This is a genomic window from Streptomyces sp. NPDC060000 (assembly GCF_042737375.1).
GTDB lineage: Bacteria > Actinomycetota > Actinomycetes > Streptomycetales > Streptomycetaceae > Streptomyces.
The window spans coordinates 45,158-61,033 of record NZ_JBHWUU010000038.1 but is presented as its reverse complement, the minus strand read 5'-3'; the positions used below and the strand labels follow the sequence as shown (position 1 = coordinate 61,033).

The following is a 15,876-nucleotide window of genomic DNA, read 5'->3' as shown; positions in this document are numbered from 1 at the left end:
GCCGTCCCGCCCCCGTAGAATCGGGGTCACCATGGCATACCTCGACCACGCCGCGACCACGCCGATGCTCCCCGAGGCGGTCGAGGCACTCACCGCGCACCTGGGCATCACCGGCAACGCCTCCTCCCTCCACGCGGCCGGCCGGAAGGCCCGCCGTACGGTCGAGGAAGCCCGGGAGACCCTCGCGGACGCGCTCGGCGCCCGCCCCAGCGAGGTCGTCCTCACCTCCGGCGGCACCGAGGCCGACAACCTCGCGGTGAAGGGCCTGTACTGGTCGCGCCGCGCCGCGGACCCGGCCCGCACCCGGGTCCTGGCCAGCCCGGTCGAGCACCACGCGGTCCTCGACGCCGTGCACTGGCTGGGAGAGCACGAGGGCGCCACGGTCGAGTACCTGCCGGTCGACCCGTACGGGCGGGTCCATCCCGAAGCGCTCCGCGAAGCCATCGCCCGCGATCCCCACGACGTGGCCCTGGCCACCGTCATGTGGGCGAACAACGAGATCGGCACCATCCTGCCGGTCCGCGAACTGGCGGACGTGGCAGCGGAGTTCGGCGTCCCGCTGCATGCCGACGCCGTCCAGGCCTTCGGCCAGATCCCGGTCGACTTCGGTGCTTCCGGTCTCGCCGCGATGACGGTTTCCGGCCACAAGGTCGGCGGCCCCTACGGCATCGGAGCCCTCCTCCTCGGCCGCGAGCACACCCCCGTGCCCGTGCTGCACGGCGGCGGTCAGGAGCGCCACGTCCGCTCCGGCACGCTCGACGTTCCCGCCATCGCCTCCTTCGCGGTCGCCGGACGCCTCGCCGCCGAGCAGCGCGAGTGGTTCGCCCGCGAGGTCGGCGCCCTGCGCGACGCGTTGATCGACGCGGTCCGTAAGGCGGTCCCGGACGCGATCCTCGGCGGGGACCCGGTGAACCGGCTCCCCGCCAACGCCCACTTCACGTTCCCGGGCTGCGAGGGCGACTCGCTGCTGCTGCTGCTCGACGCGCAGGGCATCGAGTGCTCCACCGGCTCCGCCTGCACCGCGGGCGTCGCCCAGCCCAGCCACGTCCTGCTGGCCACCGGCACCGATCCCGACCTCGCCCGCGGCACCCTGCGCTTCTCCCTCGGCCATACCTCCACCGAGGCCGACGTCGAGGCGGTCGCCAAGGCCATCGGCCCGGCGGTGGAACGGGCGCGCGCCGCCGGCCTGACCTGACGCCGGCCTGACGTGACGCCGGCCTGACCTGACGCCGGCCTGACCTGACGCCGGCCTGACCTGACGCCGACCTGACGTGGCGTCGGGTTGACTTGACTGCGGGCTCACGTGGCGTCGGATGACGTGAATTCGGGGACCGCTGCCGCCGGCACTTCCACTGCCGGCGGCAGCCTGCTCAGAGGGCTGGAGTGAGCGCCGCCCGCCGGGTCCGGGCTAGCCGGTCGTGACCATGAGGGAGGCCATCATTCCCTCGTCCTCGTGCTGGAGCAGATGGCAGTGGAGCATGTACATGTACGTGTCGTCGGTGAAGTCGGTGAACTTCATCGCGATCTTGATGGAGCCGCCGCCGACCACCTCGAAGGTGTCGCGCCAGCCCAGGTCGACGCCGGTCGGTGTCTCGCCGTTGATCTCGATCACCTGGTAGGGCACGTCGTGCAGATGGAACGAGTGCTCGAGCTGGGTGCTGTTCTTGATCGTCCAGACCTCCTCGGCGTTCAGCGTGGTGCTGATCATCGCCATCCCGGCCATGGTGGTGCCCGTCGAGCCGTTGATCGTCATGGTCCCGCCGGTGCCCTGGCCGAGGGTGATCGTCCGCGCGGTGAAGGCGCTCGTGTCGTACCGGGTGATGGTGTTGAGCGCGGTCGGCAGGTCGGCCGGTGTGTCGGTGGCGTCCGGGGTCACGGTCAGGAAGTCGTACGTGCCGCTTCCGCCGCGGATCCAGCCGGTGGTCACGACGGCCTGGAGCGTGACCGCGTCCTCGAGGTCGAGTACGAACTCGGCGCGGGAGCCCGCGACCAGCCGGATCGTGGTGACCTCGGTGGGCTCGGTGAGGTAGCCCTGGTCGGTGGCGATCTGGGTGAGCGTCCCGCCGTCGCCGCGCTGGACGGTCATGATGTCGGCGGGGGAGGCGTTCAGGACCCGGAAGCGGGTGCGCTTCTTGGTGGCGGTGAAGCCGAGGGTGGTCGAGTCGACGTTGGTGCCGTTGACCAGCACCGGGAAGGTGACGCCGGAGGTGCGGTAACCGGTGGCCTCGTACTTGATGTCGCCGGCGGTGTCGACCGCCAGACACTGCAGGATGATCGGGATGTCGTCGACGCCGTACTCGCTCGGCAGCGCGGCCGAGACGTCCGAGTCGTCCTCCACGATGATCATGCCGGCCAGGCCGTGGACGACCTGCTGGGCCGTGGTGCCCAGGGCGTGCGGGTGGTACCAGAGGGTCTTGGCCTCGTCGAGGACCTCGAAGGTGGGCGACCAGGTCACGCTGTCCGCGAAGGCGTTCTGCGGGCCGCCGTCCATCTTGGGCGGGATGTGGGCGCCGTGGAAGTGGACCGTGGTCTCCGCGCCCAGGGTGTTGGTGAAGTTCATCAGGACCGTGTCGCCCTTGGTCCACTTCATGGTCGGGCCGAGGTAAGCCCCGTTGTATCCGGCCGTGGTGCTGGTGACGCCGCTGATCACCTGGCTCGTGCCGGTCTTCGCGGTCAGGGTGTAGGTGGTGGTGCCCCCGGAGGCGGTGCCCTCCAGCAGGTCGGGGATGGTGAGTGTGCCGGTGGCGTCGGCGGCGGACGCCTTGCTGTTGTTGCCGCCCGCCAGCAGGGAGAAGGTCGCCCCGGCCGCTCCGACGGCGGCCAGCCCGGCCGCCCCGGCCATCCCGCCGAGGAACTTCCGCCGGTGCAGACCCTTGCCGCCGGTGCTCTTCGGCTCCTTCGCGTGCTCGTCCTTGCCGTTCCGGCCGACTCGGGCGTGTGCGCCCCTGTCCTGACGGTCTGCGCCGGGGCCGGGTTCCGTGGTGTGTGTCATGGCGGTGGAGCCTTGACCTAAGAGCTATGTAAAGACTGAGGCGAACTTAGGGACGCGCCCGGGAGGCTGTGCAGGCGCCGTGGGTGGCCGGGGCCGTCAACTCCGTTGAAGAAAAGCCAAGTTGAACGGCCCGCAGGTCAAGGTTCGGGCGCGGGACACATCGGACGGACGGCTCTCTTGAATTGTTCACGATATCGCGCATGTGTGACGTGCATCACACTCGCCGCTCGCCTGCCCGGCCGGTGGGCGGATCATCACGCGTTGATCGTTTTCGTCGGGCGTCGGGCGTCGGGCGTCATGGCCACGGGGCACGGCCATCGGTCAGGCGGAAGTGGCGAGCGCCTTCCGCACGAGCGGCAGATATCGGTTCCAGTCCCAGTGCCCGCCCGGGTCGGTGTGGTCCGTACCCGGCACCTCCACGTGCCCGATGATGTGCTCGCGGTCGACGGGTATGTCGTACCGCCGGCAGATCGCGGCGGTCAGCCGGGCGGAGGTGGCGTACATCGCGTCGGTGAAGTCCTTGGGCCGGTCCACGAAGCCCTCGTGCTCGATGCCGACACTGCGCTCGTTGTACGCGCGGTTGCCCGCGTGGTACGCCACGTCCAGCTCCCGGACCATCTGCGTGACGTGCCCGTCCTTGCCGACGATGTAGTGCGCGGCCGCACGGTGGCCCGGGTCCTCGAACGCCTTCACCGCGCTGCCGAGGTCGCCCTGCGTGACATGGATGACGACCATGTCGATCCCGTAGTCGTCCGGCCGGTCCGCCCAGCGGAAGTTCGCCTCCGACGCCGCCACCCACCGCGCGCCCCGGAAGTCCACCGCCCCCTCCACCCGCTGCCTGCGCACGCCCGGCAGTCGCCAGTACAGCCGCGCCAGCTGGTCACGCGCCAGCACCCCGGTGCCGACGGCGGCCGCCGCCCCGCCGATCAGCAGGGCGCGCCGCCCGATCCGCCGGTCGGAGTCGCTCTTCTTCTCCCCCATGTCCGTGCCCTTCCTCGCCCCTCGTGATCGTCAACGGATACTCGCGGGCTCCGGTTCCCGGAGACCCGTACCCTGGAACGGTTATGACTGAGACCTCGCAGCGCTCCCGCCCCCTTCGCGTACTCGCCGCCATGTCCGGAGGCGTCGACTCCGCCGTCGCCGCCGCCCGCGCCGCCGAAGCCGGCCACGACGTGACCGGTGTCCACCTCGCACTCTCCGCGAACCCGCAGTCGTTCCGCACCGGGGCGCGAGGCTGTTGCACCATCGAGGACTCCCGCGACGCCCGCCGCGCCGCCGACGTCATCGGCATCCCGTTCTACGTCTGGGACCTGGCCGACCGCTTCCGCGAGGACGTCGTCGACGACTTCGTCGCCGAGTACGAGGCCGGCCGCACCCCCAACCCCTGCCTGCGCTGCAACGAGAAGATCAAGTTCGCCGCGCTGCTCGACAAGGCACTCGCCCTGGGCTTCGACGCGGTGTGCACCGGCCACTACGCGAAGGTCCTGGTCCGCGAGGACGGCACGCGCGAGCTGCACCGCGCCTCCGACATGGCCAAGGACCAGTCGTACGTCCTCGGTGTCCTGGACGACCGGCAGCTGGCACACGCCCTGTTCCCGCTGGGGGACACGCTCACCACGAAGGACGAGATCCGCGCGGAGGCCGAGCGCCGGGGCCTGGCGGTCGCCAAGAAGCCCGACTCCCACGACATCTGCTTCATCGCCGACGGCGACACCCAGGGCTTCCTCGCGAAGCGGCTGGGCAAGGCGGAGGGCGACATAGTCGACGAGTCGGGCGTCACGATCGGCACCCACGAGGGCGCGTACGGCTTCACCATCGGCCAGCGCAAGGGGCTGCGCATCGGCACCCCGGCCGCCGACGGCAAGCCGCGCTACGTCCTCGACATCTCCCCGGTGAACAACACGGTGACGGTCGGCCCGGCCGCCTCCCTCGACGTCGGCGCCCTGACCGCGATCAAGCCCCGCTGGTGCGGCGCCGCCCCGACCGGCCCCGGCACCTACACGGCCCAGCTGCGCGCCCACGGCGGCGAGACCGAGGTGACCGCCGAACTGGTCGACGGCCACCTGGAGGTCACCTTCGCGGAGCCCGTCCGGGGCGTCGCCCCCGGCCAGGCGATCGTGCTGTACGACGACACGCGCGTGGTGGGCTCGGCGACGATCGCGAGCACCGTACGGGTCACGGCCGGGGTGGCCTGACCCGTCGGTCCCGTCGGTCCCGTCAGTCCCGTCGCCCGAAGAACTCCGCCAGCACCGGCGCGAGGACGGTCGGGTCCACCATGTGGGTCTGGCCCGCGAGCGTGCGGTACGTGCCGTCCGGGACCGCGTCCGCGACGGCGCGTGCGGCCTCGCGCAGCCACGGCGGACTCGCCTCGCCGGCCACCGCCAGCACCGGGACGGCGACCGAGGCCAGCCGCTCCCGGGGGACGAGGCCGCCACCCATCACGCTGTCGTCGTGGGCGAGGGTCGGCGCGATGGCCTCCATGCCCGCCCACATCGGTGACTGACGGGCTCCCCGGATCATGTCCTCGGCCAGGCCGGTCAGCCGCAGGAACAGCTCGACGGCGTCGCCGCGCCGTCCCTGCGCGAGCGCCTCGGTGAGGTTCGCGGTGTACTCGGCGCGTCCCCGCGCGTCGTCCTCGTCAACGGCGAACGGCGTCTCGTACACGGCCACCCGCCGCACGGGCAGTCCACTGGCCGCCGCCTCGAGCACCAGCGCGCCGCCCGACGAGATGCCGTACAACGCGGCCTCGCCGCCCGCCGCGTCGATGAGGGCCGCCAGGTCCTCGACCTCGCGTTGCACCGCGTACGGCGCCGTGTCACCGCTCTCGCCACGGCCCCGGCGGTCGTACCGGAACACCGTGCAGCGGTCCGCGAGCAGCCCGGCCAGGGGCGCCATGGTGCCGCCCGTGGACATCGCCCCGCTCACCAGGATGACCGCGGGGCCCTGGCCGGCGCGTGCGTACGCGAGTTCGGTGCCGTCGCGGGAAACAGTCTTCTTGTCCATGCTCATGCAGACTGCCGCACGGCACGGCGGTCATCGGCCTACGACACCTCGGCTTCCGCGACTTCCGCTTCGTAGAAGCAGAGATGGTCCTTGATCTCGGCGACGTCCGGCTTCGGGTCGGGGTAGGCCCAGACGAGGTCCGCCGCGTCGGGCAGCGACCAGTAGGACGCCGTTCCCTTGAAGGGGCAGTACGTATGGGTGTCGGAGGGGGTCAGAAGGTCGAGCCGTACGTCCTCGGCGGGGATGTAGTACCGCACCGGACAGCCGGTCTCGCGCAGGGCGAGCGCCCGGCCGGTCTCGGCCAGCACATGGTCCCCGTGGACGACCCTGAGGCGCCGGTCGTCCCGCTCGATCGTGATCGTGTGTCCGTTGGCCATACCGGAACAGCACGCGCGGGCCCCCGGTTCTTCCCGCGTACCGTGGCTCCATGCGTATCTGCGTCTTCCTCTCCGCCGCCGACCTCGACGACCGCTACACCCGGCCCGCGCGCGAGTTCGCCGAACTCCTCGGCAAGGGCGGCCACACCCTCGTGTGGGGCGGTTCCGACGTCGGCCTGATGAAGGTGGTCGCGGACGGCGTACAGGAGGCGGGCGGCCGGCTGTGCGGGGTGTCGGTGGACTTCCTCGCCGCCACCGCGCGGGTCGGGGCGGACGAGATGGTCGTCGCGCGGGACCTGGCCGAGAGGAAGCGCCTGCTCCTGGAGAAGTCCGACGCCGTTGTGATCATGGTCGGCGGGACCGGGACGCTGGACGAGGCGACCGAGATCCTCGAGCTGAAGAAGCACGGGCACACCGACAAGCCGGTCGTGCTGCTCAACACCGCGGGTTTCTACGACGGCCTCAAGGAGCAGTTCCGGCGCATGGAGGACGAGGGCTTCCTGCCCGTGCCCCTCACCGACCTGGTGTTCTTCGCCGAGGAGCCGGTGGGGGCGCTGGCCTACCTGGAAGCCGTGACATCAGCGGCTACCGCCGTGGGGCAGGGCATCGAGTGACGTGACGGTGATGCGAGCATGGCGGGCATGGCTACTCATGTGATCACCGGAGCCGGTTCCGGCATCGGCGCGGCCGTCGCCCGCCGCCTGCACGCGCGCGGGGACGAACTCGTGCTGCACGCGCGCGACGCGGGCCGCGCGAAGGAACTGGCGGCGGCGTTTCCCGGCGCCCGGACCCTGGTCGGCGACCTGGCCGAGCCCGCCAAGCTGAGCTGGGCCTTCTCCCACCAGACGCTCCCCGACCGGGTGGACTCCCTCCTGCACATCGCCGGCGTGGTCGACCTGGGCCCGGTCGGCGACCTGACCCCGAAGTCCTGGCGCCACCAGCTCGACGTCAACCTGATCGCCCCGGCCGAGCTGACCCGCCACTTCCTGCCCCAGCTCCGCGCCACCCGGGGGCAGGTGCTCTTCGTGAACTCCGGGGCGGGTCTACGGGCGAGCGCCGACTGGTCCGCGTACGCCGCCTCCAAGCACGGCCTGAAGGCGCTGGCGGACGCCCTGCGGGGCGAGGAGCACGGCAACGGAGTCCGCGTCACCTCCGTCTATCCCGGCCGGACCGCCAGCCCGATGCAGGCCAAGGTCCACCAGCAGGAGGGCAAGGAGTACGACCCGGGGGAGTGGATCGACCCCGAGTCGGTCGCGACGACGATCCTGATGGCACTGGACCTGCCCCGGGACGCGGAGGTCAACGATCTGACGGTCCGGCCGGGGCGGTGAGGCGCACCCGGGCTCCGGTGGGGTGCACCGAGGCGCGGTGAGGTCCCCTCGGGGGCGGGACGCGCTCTTGCGCCTACGTAGGCTTCACGTGTGAACGCACACTTCAGTTTCGCCCCCGCCACCGGCATCGGCTCCCTGCCCGGCGGTGACGCCCGCGAGGCCGCCAGGGCCGCCACCGGGTCCTTCGAGAACTTCCCGTTTCTCGCCGAGCTGCCGGCCCGGGGCCCCGGCGCCGACATGATCGGCCGCACCGCCGGGATGCTCGTCGAGCTGTACGCGCGCGTGGAGCCCAGCGGCTGGCGGCTCGGCGACCGCCCGGGACGGGACACCAAGCGGGCCAGGTCCTGGCTGGGGGAGGACCTCGACGCGCTGGAGGAGTTCACCCAGGGCTACGAGGGCCAGGTGAAGGTGCAGGCCGTCGGGCCCTGGACCCTCGCCGCCGCGCTGGAGCTGAGGAACGGCCAGTCGGTGCTCTCCGACCACGGAGCCCGCCGCGACCTCGCCGGCTCCCTCACCGAGGGCCTGCGCCTCCACCTCGACGAGGTGCGGCGCCGCCTGCCCGGCGCGCAACTCGTCCTCCAGCTCGACGAACCCTCCCTGACCGCCGTGCTGCGCGGCCAGGTGCGGACCGCCAGCGGCTACCAGACCCACCGCGCCGTCGACCGGCAGGTCGTGGAGTCCACGCTCCGGGATGTCGTGGGGGTCCACGGTGACAGCCCCGTGGTGGTCCACTCCTGCGCACCGGACGTCCCGTTCGCCCTGCTGCGCCGGGCAGGCGTGGCGGCGGTCTCCTTCGACTTCTCGCTGCTCACCGAGCGTGACGACGACGCGATCGGTGAGGCGGTGGAAGGCGGTACCCGGCTGTTCGCCGGTGTCGTGCCGGGAGTGGACGGCCCATTGTCGGACCCTGCCGGTAGCGTCATGGGTGTCAGGACGCTGTGGAGCAGGCTGGGGCTGCAACCGGGGCTTCTCGCGGAGGCGGTCACGCTCACCCCGTCGTGCGGCCTCGCGGGGGCTTCCCCCGGGTACGCGCGCCAGGCCCTCGCCCACTGCGTCCGGGCGGCGAGATCCCTCGCGGACAACCCAGAGTAACGGGAGGACCACACGGTGGCCGGCGACAGGCAAGCGGAGACGACGGTGCCCAGCGAGGCACGGGAGAAGCACGCGCAGCTGGCTGAGCAGATCGAGGAGCACCGCTTCCGGTACTACGTGAAGGACGCTCCCGTCGTCAGCGACGCCGAGTTCGACAGGCTCCTGCGCGCCGTGGAGGCACTGGAGGAGGAGTATCCCGAACTGCGTACGCCCGACTCGCCGACCCAGAAGGTCGCGGGCGCGTACGCCACGGAGTTCACGGCCGTCCAGCACCGCGAGCGCATGCTCTCCCTCGACAACGCCTTCGACGACCTGGAGCTCGCCGCCTGGGCCGAGCGCGTCCACAAGGACGTGGGCAGCTCCGCGTACCACTTCCTGTGCGAGCTCAAGGTCGACGGCCTCGCCGTCAACCTCACCTACGAGAACGGCCGCCTCACGCGCGCGGCGACCCGTGGCGACGGCCGCACCGGCGAGGACATCACGCCCAACGTGCGCACCATCGCGGAGATCCCCGACCGCCTCACGGGTGACGGAGTCCCGTCGCTGGTGGAGATCCGCGGCGAGGTCTACTTCCCGATGGAGAAGTTCGAGGAGCTCAACGCCCGTCTGGTCGAGGCGGGCGACAAGCCCTTCGCCAACCCGCGCAACGCGGCGGCCGGTTCACTGCGCCAGAAGGACCCGCGCGTCACCGCCTCCCGCCCGCTGCACATGGTCGTGCACGGCATCGGCGCCCTGGAGGGGTACGAGGGCCTCGGCCGGCTGTCCGAGGCCTACGACCTCCTCAAGACCTGGGGCCTGCCCACCTCCCCGCACAACAAGGTGGTCGACGACCTCGACGGTGTACGGGCGTTCATCGCGTACTACGGCGAGAACCGGCACTCGGTGGCGCACGAGATCGACGGAGTGGTCGTCAAGCTCGACGAGATCCGGCTCCAGGGGCGGCTCGGCTCCACCGCCCGGGCCCCCCGGTGGGCGATCGCCTACAAGTACGCGCCGGAGGAGGTCAACACCAAGCTCGTCAACATCCGTGTGGGTGTGGGCCGTACCGGCCGCGTGACGCCGTACGCCCAGGTCGAGCCGGTCACGGTGGCGGGCTCCGAGGTCGAGTTCGCCACCCTGCACAACCAGGAGGTCGTCAAGGCCAAGGGCGTCCTGATCGGCGACACCGTGGTGCTGCGCAAGGCCGGTGACGTGATCCCGGAGATCCTCGGCCCGGTCGTCGACCTGCGTGACGGCAGCGAGCGCGCGTTCGTGATGCCCTCCGAGTGCCCGGCGTGCGGTACGGCGCTGCGGCCGATGAAGGAGGGCGACATCGACCTGCGCTGCCCCAACGCCCGTTCCTGCCCGGCCCAGTTGCGTGAGCGCCTGTTCTACCTGGCCGGCCGCAGGGCGCTGGACATCGAGCACTTCGGCTATGTCGCCGCGGCCGCCCTCACCAATCCGCTGGAGCCGGCCGACCCGCCGCTGCGGGACGAGGGCGACCTGTTCGACCTCACCATCGACCGGCTGCTGCCCATCAAGGCGTATGTCCTCGACCAGGACAGCGGTCTGCCCAAGCGGGACCCGAAGACGGGCGAGGAGAAGATCGCCACGGTCTTCGCCAACCAGCAGGGCGAGCCGAAGAAGAACGCGCTCGCCATGCTGGAGAACATCGCGGCCGCCAGGGAACGCCCGCTGGCGCGCATCCTCACCGGCCTGTCGATCCGTCATGTCGGACCGGTCGCGGCGGAGGCGCTGGCCCGCGAGTTCCGTTCGATCGAGCGGATCGAGCAGGCGTCGCAGGAGGAGCTGGCGGCGACCGACGGGGTCGGTGCCATCATCGCGGCCTCGCTCAAGGAGTGGTTCGCCGAGGAGTGGCACCAGGAGATCCTGCGCAAGTGGAGGGCCGCCGGTGTGCGCATGGAGGAGGAGGGCTCCGGGGAGGACGAGGGGCCGCGTCCCCTCGAAGGGCTGACGGTCGTCGTCACCGGCACCCTCGAACACTTCACCCGCGACGGCGCCAAGGACGCCCTGCAGAGCCGTGGGGCGAAGGTGACCGGTTCGGTTTCGAAGAAGACGTCTTTCGTCGTTGTGGGTGACAGTCCTGGATCGAAATTCGACAAGGCGATGCAGCTCAAGGTGCCGGTTCTGAACGAGGACGGCTTTACCGTGCTGCTGGAACAGGGCCCCGAGGCGGCGGCCGAAGTGGCCCTGCCGACCGAGGAGTAGCGAAGAGTGGCGGTTGAAGGCCACCCGATCGGCGCATACCAGATGCATACGGGTGGCCGGGGCGCATTCGGGCAACCGTCGACGACCGCTGCCCGTGGAAGCCTTCTGCGGCCTACTGTTGAGACGTGCGCCTGCCGTGCCCAGCTGCGGTCGGGGCATCCCCGTGCTCCTGGTGAGCAGGGGAAAGGGTTTTCCAACGCGGCGCCGCCCGGGGTTGTCGGGCAACGGGCCGCGTGGCGTGGGCACCGCCGGCTGTGAGAGGGACGGGAATGGAACCGACCGAGAGCGCCGCCCCGGACGCACGGCTGCGCCGACGCCGGGTCGCCGGCGTCTGGTGGGGAAGCTGGTGGACGGAGCGCTCGGAGCGACAGCCGGGCGCGGAGGCCTACCAGCCGCACAACGCGCCCCACGGTGCGCCCCCCGCCGCGCCCCACAGCGCGCCGCGTTCCGCCCTGGCCACCCGCGTCTCCTCCGGGCCGCATCCGGGGCTGCCCGACACCGAAGCCGACCGGCACCCGACCTGGCCCGCCCTGCCCGCCTCGGTCGTCTCCGCGGCCGCCTTCGCCCTCGGCGCCGGCTTCTACCGCGCCTTCACCGGCCACCACGCGCTCTTCCCGTCCGGCACGGCCGGCTGGGCCCTGGCCGTCCTGGCCGGCGTCATCGTCGGTCACCTGGTCCTGCTCGGCCGCGCCCGCTGGTGGGGCGGCACCGGCTCCGGCGCCGCCCTCACCCTCGCCGTCCTGCTGCTGTACGGCTGGGTGCCGGCCGGTCTGGTCAGCCTCACCGTCGTCGTCCTGGTCGGCATAGCCCGCCGCCACCGCTGGCGGCAGGGCGTCCTGCACGGCGCGGTGGACATCCTCGGCATCGGGGCCGGCGCCCTGCTGCTGGCCGCCTGCGGACGGATACCGTCCGTGGAGCGTCCCTGGACCCCGGACAGCTGGACGGTCTACACCGGTCCCCAGGTGGTCCTGGTGGCCGTCGCCTATCTCGCCGTCACCCGCGTCCTGCTCTGGTACCTGCACGCCCCTCGCGCCGGGGGACTGCCGACCGTCGCCCGTACGGCCCTGGTCAGACAGGGCCTGGTCGCGGTCGCCCTGCTGGGCATCGCCCCACTGGTCTGTGTGGTGGCCGTGGCCAAGCCGATCCTGCTGCCTCTCTTCGCCATCCCGCTCATAGCCCTCGACTCCACCCTGTGGATGGCCCGCGCCCGCGCCGAGGAGCAACTGCGCGACCCGCTGACCGGGCTGCCCAACCGTCAGTGGCTCCTGGAGCGCATCTGGACCGCCCTGGACGACGCCGAGCGCATCGGCGCCCGCGCCGCCCTGATGGTGATCGACCTCGACCGGTTCCGTTCGGTCAACGACACCCTCGGTCATCTCGCCGGTGACCGGCTGCTGCTCCAGATAGCCGAGCGGCTGCGGCTCGCCCTGCCGCGCGGGGCGGAGGTCGCGCGGCTCGGCGGGGACGAGTTCGCCGTCTTACTGCCCGTCGCCGACTCCACCACGTCGGCCTCACGGGTCGCCCGCGGACTGGTCGCCTACCTCAGCTCGCCGCTCGACCTCGACGGGCTCACCCTCGTCCTGGAGGCCAGCGCCGGCGTCGCCGTCTTCCCCGACCACGCCCTCGACGCGGAGGGCATGCTGCGCCGGGCGGACGTGGCGATGTACCAGGCCAAGCGGGACCGTACGGGCGTGGAGGTGTACGAGTCCAAGCGCGACTCCAACACCCCGGACCGGCTCGGACTGCTGGGCGACCTGCGTCGGGCGCTCGACGCGCACGAGGTGCAGCTGCACTACCAGCCGAAGGTCCGCTTCGACGGGCAGGTGGCCGGGCTGGAGGCGCTGGTCCGCTGGGTGCACCCGGAGCGCGGGAGGGTACCGCCGGACGAGTTCATAGCGATCGCCGAGTCGTCCGGGCTGATGCCCCACCTGACGGACTACGTGCTGGAGACGGCGCTCGCCCAGGTCGCGCGATGGCGGGCCCAGGGCCTGTACGTGCCGGTCGCGGTCAACGTCTCCCCCCGCGACGTCCACACCCCGGGCTTCGCCGGCTCCGTCGCGGCCCGGCTGGCCCGGCACGGAGTGCCCGCGGGAGCGCTCCAACTGGAGATAACGGAACACGTCCTCCTGGAGGACCCGCAGCGCGCCGCCGACACCCTCAACGGTCTGACCGGGCACGGCGTGAAGATGTCGCTGGACGACTTCGGAACGGGCTACTCCTCCCTGGTGCACCTGCGCCGGCTGCCGGTGAGCGAGCTGAAGATCGACCGCTCCTTCGTGGCCCGGCTGGCCGTCGACACCGAGGACGCGGAGATCGTGCGCTGCACGGTCGACCTCGCGCATTCCCTGGGCCTCCTGGTCGTCGCCGAGGGCGTCGAGGACGACGAGACCTGGGAACGCCTGCGCGACCTGGGCTGCGACGCCGTCCAGGGCTGGCTGGTGGCCGCGGCGATGCCCCCGGAGGAGACGACCGCCTGGCTACGGGCCCGCGGCTCACGCGGCTGGCAACGCCCCGCGGCGGCCCTCCCGGCGGCGGCGTCCGACGAGTAGCCCGCCCGCCGGTTGCAGCGCGTTTCACGGACATGCCGCCCCGCCCCATAGGATTAGGGCCTGTCGTCACATTCCCGCCTGCCCCGCGACGCCTGGCACGCACGCTCGCCGCGTTGCCGAATCGTCCACGTGGCTCCGCCACGAGGACGCTCCGGCGCCTTGCGATCGCACGCACCGGACGCCGCGGAGCCCGCCCTTCGGGCGGACGACGGGAAAGCGACGACAGGACCTAGGCCCCAACCACACATTCACTCCACCCCAGAGGAACGCTGCATGCCTGGCATCACGCGCGAGGAGGTCGCCCACCTCGCCCGGCTGGCGCGTCTGGAGCTGAAGCCCGAGGAGCTCGAACACTTCGCGGGACAGCTGGACGACATCATCGGCGCGGTCGCCCGCGTCAGCGAGGTCGCCGACCAAGACGTACCGCCGACCTCGCACCCGCTCCCGCTGACGAACGTCATGCGGGCGGACGAGGTCCGTCCGTCGCTCACCCCCGAGCAGGCGCTCTCCGGCGCCCCGGCCCAGGAGCAGCAGCGTTTCAAGGTGCCGCAGATCCTGGGGGAGGACTAACCGCCATGACGGACAACGTCAACATCATCAAGCTCACGGCCGCCGAGACCGCCACGAAGATCGCCTCCGGCGAGCTCACGGCCGTCCAGGTCACCGAGGCGCACCTGGCGCGCATCGAGGCCGTCGACGAGAAGGTCCACGCCTTCCTGCACGTCGACCGCGAGGGTGCCCTCGCGCAGGCGCGCGCCGTCGACGAGAAGCGGGAGCGGGGCGAGAAGCTCGGCCCGCTGGCCGGCGTCCCGCTCGCGCTCAAGGACATCTTCACCACCGAGGGCATCCCGACGACCGTCGGTTCGAAGATCCTCGAGGGCTGGATCCCGCCGTACGACGCGACGCTCACCAAGCGGCTGAAGGCCGCCGACGTCGTCATCCTCGGCAAGACCAACATGGACGAGTTCGCCATGGGGTCGTCCACCGAGAACAGCGCCTACGGGCCGACCGGCAACCCCTGGGACCTCACCAAGATCCCCGGCGGTTCCGGCGGCGGTTCCTCCGCCGCGCTCGCCTCCTTCCAGGCGCCCCTCGCCATCGGCACCGACACCGGCGGCTCCATCCGCCAGCCGGCCTCCGTCACCGGCACGGTAGGCGTGAAGCCGACGTACGGCGCGGTCTCGCGGTACGGCATGGTCGCCTTCTCGTCCTCCCTCGACCAGGGCGGCCCCTGCGCCCGTACGGTCCTGGACGCCGCGCTGCTGCACGAGGTCATCGCCGGGCACGACCCGCTGGACTCGACGTCCATCGACGCGCCCGTCCCGCCGGTCGTCGAGGCGGCCCGCAACGGCAGCGTCGAGGGCATGCGCGTCGGCGTCGTGAAGCAGTTCCGCGGCGAGGGCTACCAGGCCGGCGTCATCCAGCGGTTCGACGAGTCCGTCGCCCTGCTGAAGGAACTGGGCGCCGAGATCGTCGAGCTGGACTGCCCGTCCTTCGACCTCGCGCTGTCGGCGTACTACCTGATCGCGCCGTCCGAGTGCTCGTCCAATCTCGCCCGATTCGACGGTCTGCGCTACGGCCTGCGTACCGGCGACGACGGCAGCCACTCGGCCGAGGAGGTCACCTCCCTCACCCGTGAGGCGGGCTTCGGCCCCGAGGTCAAGCGCCGCATCATGCTCGGCACCTACGCGCTGAGCTCCGGCTACTACGACGCCTACTACGGCTCGGCCCAGAAGGTCCGCACGCTCATCACGCGGGACTTCGAGAAGGCCTTCGAGCAGGTCGACGTGATCGTGTCGCCCACGACGCCGACCACCGCCTTCGCGATCGGCGAGCGCGCCGACGACCCGATGGCGATGTACCTGGCCGACCTGTGCACCATCCCGACCAACCTCGCGGGCAACGCGGCCATGTCGCTGCCCTGCGGTCTCGCCCCGGAGGACAACCTCCCGGTCGGCCTGCAGATCATCGCCCCGGCGCTGAAGGACGACCGGCTGTACAAGGTCGGCGCCGCCGTAGAGGCCGCCTTCGTGGAAAGGTGGGGGCACCCGCTTCTCGAGGAGGCTCCGTCGCTGTGAGCGCACTGAACAAGGCCAAGGGCTTCAAGAAGTCCAAGTCCGGTACGTACCTGTCCATCGCCGGAACCGCGTTCGGCGCGTTCGGCGTCGCCAAGCGGCTCAAGAAGGCCCGCGTCGAGAAGGACACCCTGGTCCTGATCGACGCCACCGTGTCCGCCGTCGCCATCGTCACCGGCCTCGCCATCCTCTACCGCGAGCTGAAGCGGCTGGGCGACGACGACGTCCTGCTGGGCTGAGAGGGAAGTT

At 71.6% G+C, this 15,876-nt stretch carries 14 protein-coding genes; 10 read left to right on the top strand and 4 right to left on the bottom strand.

Translation table 11 applies throughout. From position 1 onward, the window contains the following. The first annotated feature begins 31 nt into the window (after positions 1 to 31). Positions 32 to 1,195, top strand: a complete 1,164-nt coding sequence (locus tag ACFWBB_RS21010; RefSeq protein WP_385274383.1) for a cysteine desulfurase family protein — start codon at positions 32 to 34, stop codon at positions 1,193 to 1,195. Positions 1,196 to 1,408: 213 nt separating this feature from the next. Here ACFWBB_RS21010 and ACFWBB_RS21005 read toward each other — a convergent pair whose 3' ends face one another. Then, the gene (locus ACFWBB_RS21005; RefSeq protein ID WP_385274380.1) at positions 1,409 to 2,992 is read right to left on the bottom strand and encodes a multicopper oxidase family protein; all 1,584 of its coding nucleotides are present in this window, start codon (positions 2,990 to 2,992) and stop codon (positions 1,409 to 1,411) included. Positions 2,993 to 3,313: 321 nt separating this feature from the next. Beyond that, complete coding sequence (locus tag ACFWBB_RS21000) at positions 3,314 to 3,973, bottom strand: N-acetylmuramoyl-L-alanine amidase (protein ID WP_385274377.1); 660 nt, start codon at positions 3,971 to 3,973, stop codon at positions 3,314 to 3,316. An 83-nt stretch (positions 3,974 to 4,056) separates the two neighbouring features. Here ACFWBB_RS21000 and mnmA point away from each other — a divergent pair, with 83 nt between their 5' ends. After that, positions 4,057 to 5,187 (top strand): tRNA 2-thiouridine(34) synthase MnmA, encoded by a 1,131-nt coding sequence (gene mnmA / locus ACFWBB_RS20995; protein WP_385274374.1) that lies wholly within the window; start codon positions 4,057 to 4,059, stop codon positions 5,185 to 5,187. 22 nt (positions 5,188 to 5,209) lie between these two features. On the opposite strand, the gene ACFWBB_RS20990 is transcribed toward mnmA, so the two are convergent. Further along, positions 5,210 to 5,995 carry an alpha/beta fold hydrolase gene (locus ACFWBB_RS20990; RefSeq protein WP_385274371.1) on the bottom strand — a complete coding sequence of 262 codons (786 nt, stop codon included), beginning with the start codon at positions 5,993 to 5,995 and terminating at the stop codon, positions 5,210 to 5,212. A 38-nt stretch (positions 5,996 to 6,033) separates the two neighbouring features. Continuing rightward, complete coding sequence (locus ACFWBB_RS20985) at positions 6,034 to 6,372, bottom strand: DUF427 domain-containing protein (protein ID WP_385274368.1); 339 nt, start codon at positions 6,370 to 6,372, stop codon at positions 6,034 to 6,036. 50 nt (positions 6,373 to 6,422) lie between these two features. Between ACFWBB_RS20985 and ACFWBB_RS20980 the strand changes: the two genes are divergently transcribed. The 8 genes from ACFWBB_RS20980 (at position 6,423) to ACFWBB_RS20945 (ending at position 15,866) form a co-directional block, all read left to right on the top strand. Further along, positions 6,423 to 6,986, top strand: coding sequence for a TIGR00730 family Rossman fold protein (locus ACFWBB_RS20980; RefSeq protein WP_385274365.1), 564 nt, complete (start codon positions 6,423 to 6,425; stop codon positions 6,984 to 6,986). Positions 6,987 to 7,013: 27 nt separating this feature from the next. Further along, complete coding sequence (locus ACFWBB_RS20975; protein WP_385274362.1) at positions 7,014 to 7,703, top strand: SDR family oxidoreductase; 690 nt, start codon at positions 7,014 to 7,016, stop codon at positions 7,701 to 7,703. 90 nt (positions 7,704 to 7,793) lie between these two features. Beyond that, positions 7,794 to 8,795 (top strand): methionine synthase, encoded by a 1,002-nt coding sequence (locus ACFWBB_RS20970; RefSeq protein ID WP_385274359.1) that lies wholly within the window; start codon positions 7,794 to 7,796, stop codon positions 8,793 to 8,795. Between the two features lie 15 nt (positions 8,796 to 8,810). Continuing rightward, a complete protein-coding gene (ligA, locus tag ACFWBB_RS20965; protein WP_385274356.1) occupies positions 8,811 to 11,003 on the top strand; it encodes an NAD-dependent DNA ligase LigA in 2,193 nt (730 codons plus the stop codon). 269 nt (positions 11,004 to 11,272) lie between these two features. Then, entirely contained in the window at positions 11,273 to 13,552 is a 2,280-nt protein-coding gene (locus ACFWBB_RS20960) for a putative bifunctional diguanylate cyclase/phosphodiesterase (RefSeq protein WP_385274353.1), read from the top strand. A 273-nt stretch (positions 13,553 to 13,825) separates the two neighbouring features. After that, the gene (gene gatC, locus ACFWBB_RS20955; RefSeq protein WP_007384860.1) at positions 13,826 to 14,122 is read left to right on the top strand and encodes an Asp-tRNA(Asn)/Glu-tRNA(Gln) amidotransferase subunit GatC; all 297 of its coding nucleotides are present in this window, start codon (positions 13,826 to 13,828) and stop codon (positions 14,120 to 14,122) included. Positions 14,123 to 14,127: 5 nt separating this feature from the next. Further along, positions 14,128 to 15,630, top strand: coding sequence for an Asp-tRNA(Asn)/Glu-tRNA(Gln) amidotransferase subunit GatA (gene gatA / locus ACFWBB_RS20950; RefSeq protein WP_385274349.1), 1,503 nt, complete (start codon positions 14,128 to 14,130; stop codon positions 15,628 to 15,630). After that, the gene (locus ACFWBB_RS20945; RefSeq protein WP_385274346.1) at positions 15,627 to 15,866 is read left to right on the top strand and encodes a hypothetical protein; all 240 of its coding nucleotides are present in this window, start codon (positions 15,627 to 15,629) and stop codon (positions 15,864 to 15,866) included. Before gatA ends, ACFWBB_RS20945 begins: the two co-directional genes overlap by 4 nt. The last annotated feature ends 10 nt before the right edge of the window (positions 15,867 to 15,876 follow it).